The sequence below is a fragment of the uncultured Cocleimonas sp. genome (assembly GCF_947495625.1).
In the GTDB taxonomy this organism is placed as follows: Bacteria; Pseudomonadota; Gammaproteobacteria; order Thiotrichales; family Thiotrichaceae; genus Cocleimonas.
The window spans coordinates 138156-147396 of sequence record NZ_CANLZW010000007.1; the positions used below are offsets into that span (position 1 = coordinate 138156).

Annotated in this window: 6 protein-coding genes and 1 other RNA gene; all 7 read left to right on the forward strand. The window is 37.7% G+C overall.

All coding sequences use genetic code 11. From position 1 onward, the window contains the following. Positions 1-3 precede the first annotated feature (3 nt). Positions 4-1218: a type II secretion system inner membrane protein GspF gene (gene gspF / locus Q1A31_RS05925; RefSeq protein ID WP_299873735.1), complete on the forward strand. Its 1215-nt coding sequence runs from the start codon at positions 4-6 to the stop codon at positions 1216-1218. 42 nt (positions 1219-1260) lie between these two features. After that, a complete protein-coding gene (locus Q1A31_RS05930) occupies positions 1261-1905 on the forward strand; it encodes a helix-hairpin-helix domain-containing protein (protein WP_366942979.1) in 645 nt (214 codons plus the stop codon). Between the two features lie 160 nt (positions 1906-2065). After that, positions 2066-3112 (forward strand): UDP-glucose 4-epimerase GalE, encoded by a 1047-nt coding sequence (galE, locus tag Q1A31_RS05935; RefSeq protein ID WP_299873737.1) that lies wholly within the window; start codon positions 2066-2068, stop codon positions 3110-3112. 27 nt (positions 3113-3139) lie between these two features. After that, the gene (locus Q1A31_RS05940; protein ID WP_299873740.1) at positions 3140-3904 is read left to right on the forward strand and encodes a polysaccharide biosynthesis/export family protein; all 765 of its coding nucleotides are present in this window, start codon (positions 3140-3142) and stop codon (positions 3902-3904) included. A 346-nt stretch (positions 3905-4250) separates the two neighbouring features. Further along, positions 4251-4611, forward strand: a transfer-messenger RNA (tmRNA) gene (gene ssrA / locus Q1A31_RS05945). 197 nt (positions 4612-4808) lie between these two features. Continuing rightward, the gene (locus Q1A31_RS05950; protein ID WP_299873742.1) at positions 4809-6902 is read left to right on the forward strand and encodes a reprolysin-like metallopeptidase; all 2094 of its coding nucleotides are present in this window, start codon (positions 4809-4811) and stop codon (positions 6900-6902) included. Between the two features lie 934 nt (positions 6903-7836). Next, the coding region (locus tag Q1A31_RS05955) for a hypothetical protein (RefSeq protein ID WP_299873745.1) at positions 7837-9241 on the forward strand (1405 nt) is incomplete at its 3' end.

Here is a 9241-nt window from a genome sequence, read left to right on the forward strand (position 1 = left end):
AGTATGCCAGCATTTGAATACATCGCCCTTGATGCAAAAGGTCAAGAAGAAAAAGGGATGCTCGAGGCAGACAATGCCAAGCAAATTCGACAAATTCTACGGGATGGTAATCTCACACCCTTAGAAGTTAATCAGGTAGAGAAATCTGAGAATAATAATAAAGTTAAAACCAAAAGAGCCGGTAAAGTTAAAGCATCTGAGCTTGCATTGCTAACTAGGCAGTTAGCAACTTTAGTACAATCAGGCTCTCCACTCGAAGAAGCCTTGGCGACTACTGCCAAGCAAAGTGAAAAACGAAATATAAAGCATATTCTATCAGCGGTTCGCTCAAAAGTTGTGGAAGGGTTTTCTTTTGCGGAAGGATTGAAAACTTACCCATCTGTATTTCCAGATATGTATCGGGCAACGGTTGCCGCAGGTGAGCAATCGGGACATTTAGATGCGGTGTTAGAGCGTATGGCCGATTACACAGAATCACGTCAAGAAACACAACAACGAATATCTACAGCGATGTTTTATCCTGTTATTTTAACTATTTTGTCGATAGCAATTGTTGCAGGGCTTCTTGCGTTTATTGTTCCTAAAATAGTTGATGTTTTTGATAATGTTGGGCAATCACTGCCACCCATGACCTTAGTGTTAATTGCTGTTAGTGATTTTGTAAGGGCCTATGGCATTTATATTGCAGTCTTATTAGTTATTCTGTACATCATATTCAAGCAAATGATAAAAATTCCAAAGTGGAAATATCGTTATCATTCATTTTTATTGAAAGTCCCTGTGATTAAAAAGATGGTAAGAGGCTTGAATACAGCTAGATTTGCCAGAACCTTGAGTATTTTAGCGTCTAGTGGTGTTCCTATTCTTGATGCCATGTCTATTTCTGCTCAGGTAGTTCAAAACATGCCAATGCGACAAGCGGTGACGGATGCAGCAATTAAAGTTAGAGAAGGTATGACAATAAATAAGGCGCTTGAGCAATCTGGTTATTTTCCACCAATGACCGTCTATCTTATAGCAAGTGGTGAGAGTAGTGGACGTCTTGACGATATGCTGGAACGCGCAGCGAAGCAGCAAGAAAGGGAAACTGATGCGATGCTAACCAATATGCTGGGAATATTTGAGCCTGTTCTTATCCTTGTTATGGGGGCTGTGGTGCTGCTGATTGTTTTATCTATACTGTTACCAATACTGAATTTGAACCAATTAGTATTGTAAATGCCCTAAGAGATAAATAATTTTTCAATTGAGGATAAAAAAATGGGTTTAAATTTTAGTTCTACTCTTCGTAAAGTATTAATGAGTGTTATGTTTTCTATGATGCTAATTCCTGCTTTAGTTTCAGCATCGACTGAGTTCAAGGGTACAGAAACAGTTAATATTAATAAAGCTAACGCATCAACACTAGCTGCTTATTTGAAAGGTGTGGGACCAAGTAAAGCAGAAGCAATTGTTAAATACCGTAAATCAAACGGTAGTTTCAAGAAAATTGACGATTTAAAGAATGTTCCTGGAATTGGTGAAGAAACCTATAAAGATATGAAGAAGAACGTATCTACCTCAAGAGGTAAAAGCGTTGCTCCTGATGGATATAAAATGGGTAAAGCAACTAGCTCTTCGTCAAAAAAGAAAACATTGAAGAAATCATCGAGTTCTTCTAGCTCAAAAACATCATCTACCTCTTCTAAAAACAAGTCTTCAAAAATAGTAGAAACGGATAAGAAAGCTTCTACAAAGAAAACGTCTTCAAAGAAATCAACAACAAGTAAAAAGACTGATTCTAAAAAGACAACTCCAAAGAAGATAGCTACCAGTAAGAAAACGTCTACTAAGACAAAAACCACTAAAAAGAAGCCAACTAAGAAGAAAACTACAAAAAAGAAAACAACTAAAGATAAAAAGTAGTAATTACTTTAGACGAGCTCATCAAGGTTTAATATTTTGACCTTGCAGACCGTCGGTTAATAAGTACGGAATAGCCAGTTTCTTTCGAGAATACTGGCTATTTTTTATACAGAAAGGTAATCTTCTTTTAAATTCATACAAACAGATTAAAAATAATTAGATGAATATATTAGTTACCGGTGGCGCCGGATATATAGGTTCACATACATGTATAGAACTGCTCGCAGCAGGATATACCCCCATAGTTTTTGATAATTTATGCAATAGTTCAACGGTTTCACTTGATAGAGTTAAACAAATTACCGGACAAGCCATAACCTTTATAGAAGGTGATATCAGAGATTCTGAACTTTTAGATCAAGTTTTTCAGAAGCACGATATATATGGTGTGATTCATTTTGCAGGTTTGAAAGCTGTGGGTGAATCCGTAGAAAAGCCATTTATGTATTACGATAACAATATTGCTGGAAGCATTAGCCTTTTTAGTGCGATGAATCGTAATAATGTGAAGCGTGTTATTTTTAGCTCATCTGCTACTGTTTATGGTGACCCTGAAACAGTTCCGATACTCGAGAGCTTTCCAGTAAGTGCTACCAATCCTTATGGTCGTTCCAAGCTTCATATAGAAGAGATATTGCGAGATATTCATGTCTCCGATAAAAGCTGGAATATCGCTTTGCTTCGTTATTTTAATCCTGTTGGTGCGCACCCTAGTGGATTGATAGGGGAAGATCCTAATGATATACCAAATAATCTGATGCCCTATGTTTCCGGGGTTGCAGTTGGACGTTATGAGCAGCTTTCAGTTTTCGGTGGAGACTATCCTACGCCAGATGGCACCGGTGTTAGAGATTATATTCATGTGGTTGATCTGGCGAAAGGCCACGTAAAGGCATTGCAGGCATTTGAAAATAGCGATGTAGATAATCTTTATACAGTCAATCTTGGGACTGGTAAGGGTTATTCAGTATTAGAAATGGTAGAAGCTTTTTCGAATGCTTCTGGTAAAAAAGTGGCATATAAAATTGTTGAAAGAAGACCGGGTGATATTGCATGTTGTTACGCAGATCCAACCCTTGCCAAGCAATTGCTAGATTGGGAGGCAACCTGTGGTATTCAAGAAATGTGTGATGATACCTGGCGTTGGCAAAGTAATAACCCAATGGGCTACAAAACAAATAACAAAACTGAAGAAGCAATCGCTTAATGGCAATTGGTTTAAAGAGGATATCCAGTGAAAAACAAAACATTATCAGCATTACTACCTTTATTAGTGCTCACAGCGTGTACTAGTTCTAGTCCTTATGTGCCTACACCTGCAGAAACGACCGCAGCAGCAAATTCTGTTGATGCGTTAAATGCGCAATCTGGGGCTTATGCTGCTAGAGCGCCTGCAGCAAGTAATTATAATAATAAACGTACTCCTAGCTATCAACGCGCTCCTACGGCATCAGATAGAATCTCAACCGAAGACAAACTTGATGTAAATGTATTTAAAGTGCCTGATTTATCGGCAAAAGATTTAACTGTAGAAGCGGGTGGAGCCATTTCGTTGCCATTAGTAGGCACAGTTCAAGTGGCCGGATTGACGATAGCTCAGGCAGAGCAAAAAATTACAAAACGACTTACAGAGTTTATGCAAGATCCTCAGGTAAGCATTAGTAGAACCAATAAAGCGATTGAAAATCGTGTCACTGTGGAAGGGGCGGTAAAGTCCCCGGGTGTATTTCCTATCAAAGGTAATATGAGTTTCTTGCAAGCGATAGCGCTAGCTCAGGGGCTAACTGAAGTTGGTAATTCTCGTGGTGTTTTCTTTTATAGAGATGGAACACGTCATCTGGTAAATCTTGATTTAGTCAGAAATGGCACAATCGCTGATCCCGGTCTTCGCGGAGATGATCGAATAGTGGTTATGCAAGACAGCGCAAAAGTAAGAGAAAAGAAAGTTCTGGAATACTTACCTGCTGTGACAGCGCCATTTTCTATCTTAGGCCTGTAATCTAGACCTGTATGTAAGCCTGTAAGAATTTGTTTTAATCTATTGGTGTAATAACCAATAGATTATTATCTAAAAAAAGCCCCTAAAAGTAGGGGGGTGACTTACAAAGTATTTCTCCAAATATTAAACGATTAATCTAAATTTAAGACTAACAATTGTGCCTGTTGTACCGTTTTCTAAATGTGTTGGTGTTTTTTATTTTCTTTGGTTGTAAATGAATCAGACGGCATAAAAATATAACTAAATAAAAACTATGCAGACAGGAACTAAAACAGTCTGTAGAATGTCATAATTACAGGGATGCTAAAAGTCATCCTATCATCATAGAGAATTTATTCTCACCTTTGGGGGCGATTCTGGCTTCGACGTGGATCACGAAACCTAAGGAGCATGTAGTGCGTTTAGTGAGCACTTAAACACTATCTAAAAAACTTTAGTTGCCAATGATGACAACTACGCTCTAGCTGCTTAATAAGCATCACTAGACTCCTGACCTTTCCTCGCCTGTAGGGCAAGTGTTCGGGATCATTCATACGGGATCGCGGTGAAGTACGTTTGGGACGGAGCCGTTAAAACTTTTACCAGAATCGCTTTTTTCAATCCTGTCTAGTGGTTAGAAAAGAGTTAAATTAATAGCTAGACTAAACATGTAGCGCCTTCAGGCAGAGTATTTGCGGACGCGGGTTCGATCCCCGCCGCCTCCACCAATTCAAAAGCCTCATCTTCGGATGAGGCTTTTTTTTGCCTGGAAAAAATGCCTTAAAAGTAGGGGGTGACTTTTATATATGTTTAGCAACAAAGCAAACAGTTAACTATCAGATAAGCTGTATAGCTCATTTAGCTTAGGTTCAGCTTTCTGGTGGGATAATCGGGGTCACCCTTTTGAAAAATAATAACAATAATTATGAAGAAAATAATAGGTTTATTAAGTTTAATTGCTTTCAGTAATCTTTACTCTGATCCCATAGTTCCAGAATTTTGGCAAGATGTCTCTAACGATATTCAACCGTTAGAAATTTCGGGTAAGTTACATAAAAGCAGTCAACAATTTGTAAAACGAAGTTTAAGGTTAGATGAAGCCAGTTTAAGAGATTACTTAACTGCTAGCTCTACACAAACTCTTACAGATTCAATGGCAGCTAAACCTTCTCAAAAGTTTCTTGATCTTCCTTTGCCAGATAATGATTCTATTCGCGTTAAAGTAGTTGATGAAGCTTTGCTGTCAAATGAACTGCAACAGCGTTATCCAGACACACATGCCTGGCGAGTAGTCGGAGTCGATGATCCAGCTGTAAGCGGAAGAATCGATATTACATCCAATGGTTTTCATGGAATGCTGATACTGGAAAATGGAGACACTGTTTATATAGATCCAGATAAAAATAACTCAGGTTTATATAGTAGTTTCAGCAAAGAGATAAATGTTGATCACTTTAAAACAGAATTTAATTGTCAAGTTCATGATCATGAATCAAAGTTAGACATTGGCAATAATTTGACTACTGCGGCTAAAACATTAGCAGCGTCACCCAGTCAAAATTTAATTACATACCGATTGGCCCTAGCAGGCACAGGCGAGTATACGCAGAGTCAAGGTGGCACAAGTTCTTCTGCTTATGCATCAATGATAACGACAATAAATCGCGTAAACGAAATCTACCAAAGAGATTTAGGCGTCAAATTGCAGTTGGTAACCGATGAGTCAATTGTATATACCGATTCTAGTGCTGATCCTTACACAAACAATAGTGCAATGTCATTAGTCTCAGAAAATATTGAAAACCTTAATAAGGTTATCGGATCAGAAAATTATGATATAGGTCATGTATTTGCGCAAGGTTCTTTAGGTGGTTTAGCATTTGCAGCTTCCGCCTGTCAGGAAAGTTATAAAGCGGGCGGTGCCACTGGTACACCCACTCCAAATGGTGAAACATTTAGTGTTGAATATGTCGCACATGAATTAGGTCATCAGCTAGGAGCAACACATACGTTTAATAGTGAACAACGTTCTTGTAGTGGCAATAATAGAGTGCAGATAACAGCGGTAGAACCGGGTAGCGGAAGCACAATCATGTCATATAGTGGGCTTTGCGGTACAGACAACATACAAACAGTCTCAGATGCCGTATTCCATTGGGCAAGCATTGATCAGATCACAGAATATACAAACAACGCCACAGGAAATACCTGTGGGACAAGAACATCAACAGTGCACGAAGACTTAAGCGTTGATGCAAAAGAAGATCTGAATATACCCGCAAACACACCTTTCATGCTAAAAGGTGCTACAAGTGGGGGGGTGACTTATTCCTGGGATCAATTAGATACAGGTGCGGCATCATCAGTAGCTGAAGATTTAGGTGAAAATGCGATAATACGTTCACTCTTACCTAACAGTGAGTCAACGCGATACATTCCATCATTAACAAATCTCTTTGAAGAAACAACGCTAATAGGTGAAACCCTCCCCAAAATGAACAGAGAATTAAATTTCGCTTTCTTAGCACGTGGGCAAAAAGGTGGTATTGCAACGGACTTTAAGAAGTTGTTAGTGACTGATTCAGGCTCTGTATTTAAAGTATTATCACATACTAATCCTGAGATATTACAGCAGGGGCAAGAAACACTTATCGAATGGGATGTAGCTGGTACAAATTCATCACCAATAAATTGTAAAGAAGTGGATATTCAACTTATTAGATTAAATGGTGTGAAAAACGTATTGCTTGAAGGTACTGCAAATGATGGTAATGAGAATGTTACCATTCCATTAACAACCCCTGACATGCAAGAAGCTCGCATTATGGTTGCTTGCAATAATGATTCTTTTTTCAATATTTCATCTGCAAAGCTTGAAATTGGGGAATCAAATGGTAGTAAACAAACAGGAGCAAGTGGCGGTGGATCTTTTAATGTATTTGTCCTGTTTTTAATGTTATTAAATGTTTTCAAGATTGCTTCACTGAACATAAATCTCTTTAGGAAAAGACAGCTGTAACTTATTCAAATACAGCGAAATTTTATCGAATAGTCTGTAAGCTCCATATATTTAACTGATCATAATCAGTCAAAAGTCATTAATATTAAGTTTCTCACCATGAAATTATTTTATGCGTGTTGTGAAAAAACAACAATCACTAGAAGTTAAATCATTTTGTTATACTGAGAAATGTGATTAAAAAATAAACAAAGAAATTAAACTATCTTGTTGAAATTCAATAGAAAATATGAATTTTTTGTGTTTTAAAAAAACATTATATTAGCATTGTCTGTTAATCTATACCCATAAATTATTCTTATCGTAATATGTCTGCATGTTCAGCTTGCGTTCAGTTAGTGACATATTTCACACTTTATTCTGCTATATTTATTTATAGTCAACAGCTAGAAGTTACTTTAGCTACTTCTAGTAGTATACGAATAACTAGTTATAAAGTTATAAAGAGGAAAAAGCTCAGGGAGAGAGCTTTTTAACTAAAAAAAGGATTTTGAAGTGGGTTCTTTAAATACAATAACAGGGATAATTGCCTCTGCTCTTTTTAGAGTACTCAGAGTAGCTGGGCGAGAATTATCCCAAATAACAAAGAATTACTTAATAGCTAAGTTAAATTGCTGCTTTCACCAAGTGTCATTCACAGGTCTAACAACTCGATTCGCTAAAATAAAATACCCCAATATATCCCAAAAAAATAAAATAATTGAACCGTATACAAGATTAAAAGCCAATGTCCAAAGTGCTTTTAACTTAGTAAAACTATCAACCTATATCAAATTATTAGAAACAGAGTTAATCATTCGTTTTAACTCCGTTTATCAATCTAACCCCCCGTTTCTTCCTTTTTCAAATGTACTTTGTAAAAGGGAGTTGTATTACTTGACAAATAAAACCCCCGATCCGAAATGGATATCGCTCAAGATATAGGCAGCATGAAATGAAAAATATAGAAAATGGATTTTCTAACAAAAATATAAATACTGAAAATAGAATGCTATTTGGTTTTATTCATCGAGTGTTTAAGACTCTATTTTTGATGTGTATGTTGATGATTGTGTTGGTTAATACTGGGTATGCAGCCGACCCATTGCCTCCTATTTCTGCTTGTCCTACTAATTTGAATTCATGTTCGGCTGGTGAACTCACTACATCTGTAAAATCAGTCATGGCCGCTACTAGTGACCCTACATGTAGTGGTCCAAATGACACCATAGATCTTGTGATGACCCTGACATATGCTGCAACAGCAGGCACAAGATATGATCTGGGGACATTTATTGCATTAGATGGTGGAAGTTTAAGTGATAGTGGCTCTACCGCTACTTCTTGTGGAGGCGCAGCTTCACAAGTAGGTGGAGGTATCCTGAATGCTTACCCCGCCGACAGTGATACTGACCTATTTTTAAATGAAGATAGTGATTCATGTGGAGATGTAAATAAAACGGCAGGACCTGTAGACTGGTCTGTATCCGCAACAGTTTCTTGTAAAAACATTCAAGACGGATTTTTGAATATTGCATCTTGTAGAATTTGGCAACAGAATGCTCAAACTGCTTGTTCGACACTCTCTCAAGCTGGAACTGGTTCAAAGTGTGATTGTACTCCTTTGGTTCTAGAGGGTCTCGGCGGGTTTGGCAAAATAAAGGTCGTGAAAGATTTGAGCCCAAGTACCGATTTAGGCAAGTTCAATCTAGAGATAGATGAAGTGATTAATGCTGAAAATGTAGGAGATGGGGGTACCACGGACTTTATTGATGTCAATGAAGGTATTCATAGCGTTGGAGAAAGCGCTGGAACCGGTACTGTTCTTGATGATTACACATCAACCATCTCATGTTCTACAGCTGGATCAGTTGTTAATATTTGTACAAACACTAACACAAATGGTACTTCGTGTGATGTTGACGTTAACTCTGATGATGAAATTACCTGTACGATTACCAATACCAAAACAGCTATACCAATAACATTAACTAAAGACTGGGATGGTAGCCCCATTGGAGATTCGGTTACGTTAGATATAACTGGAGGAACAGATTCTGTTCAAGGTATGAATAGTAACGATGGTACTGCTAATAATGATTCAGTAGCGACAGCTAATGTGTCTCCTGGTAATGAAATAACTCTTAGTGAAACTTTTATAACAACGGCAAACTCGGTAAATTATGATACAACATTAGTTTGTGATGATGGTAATGGCGGTGCAATCAATTCTGTATTGAATGGTAATATACTGACAGTTGATTCCGATGATACTGTAATTGAATGTACCTTAACGAACACACGTAAAGGGAATAATGTCACGATCGTTAAGGCCTGGGCAGGAGATGCCACGGATGGTT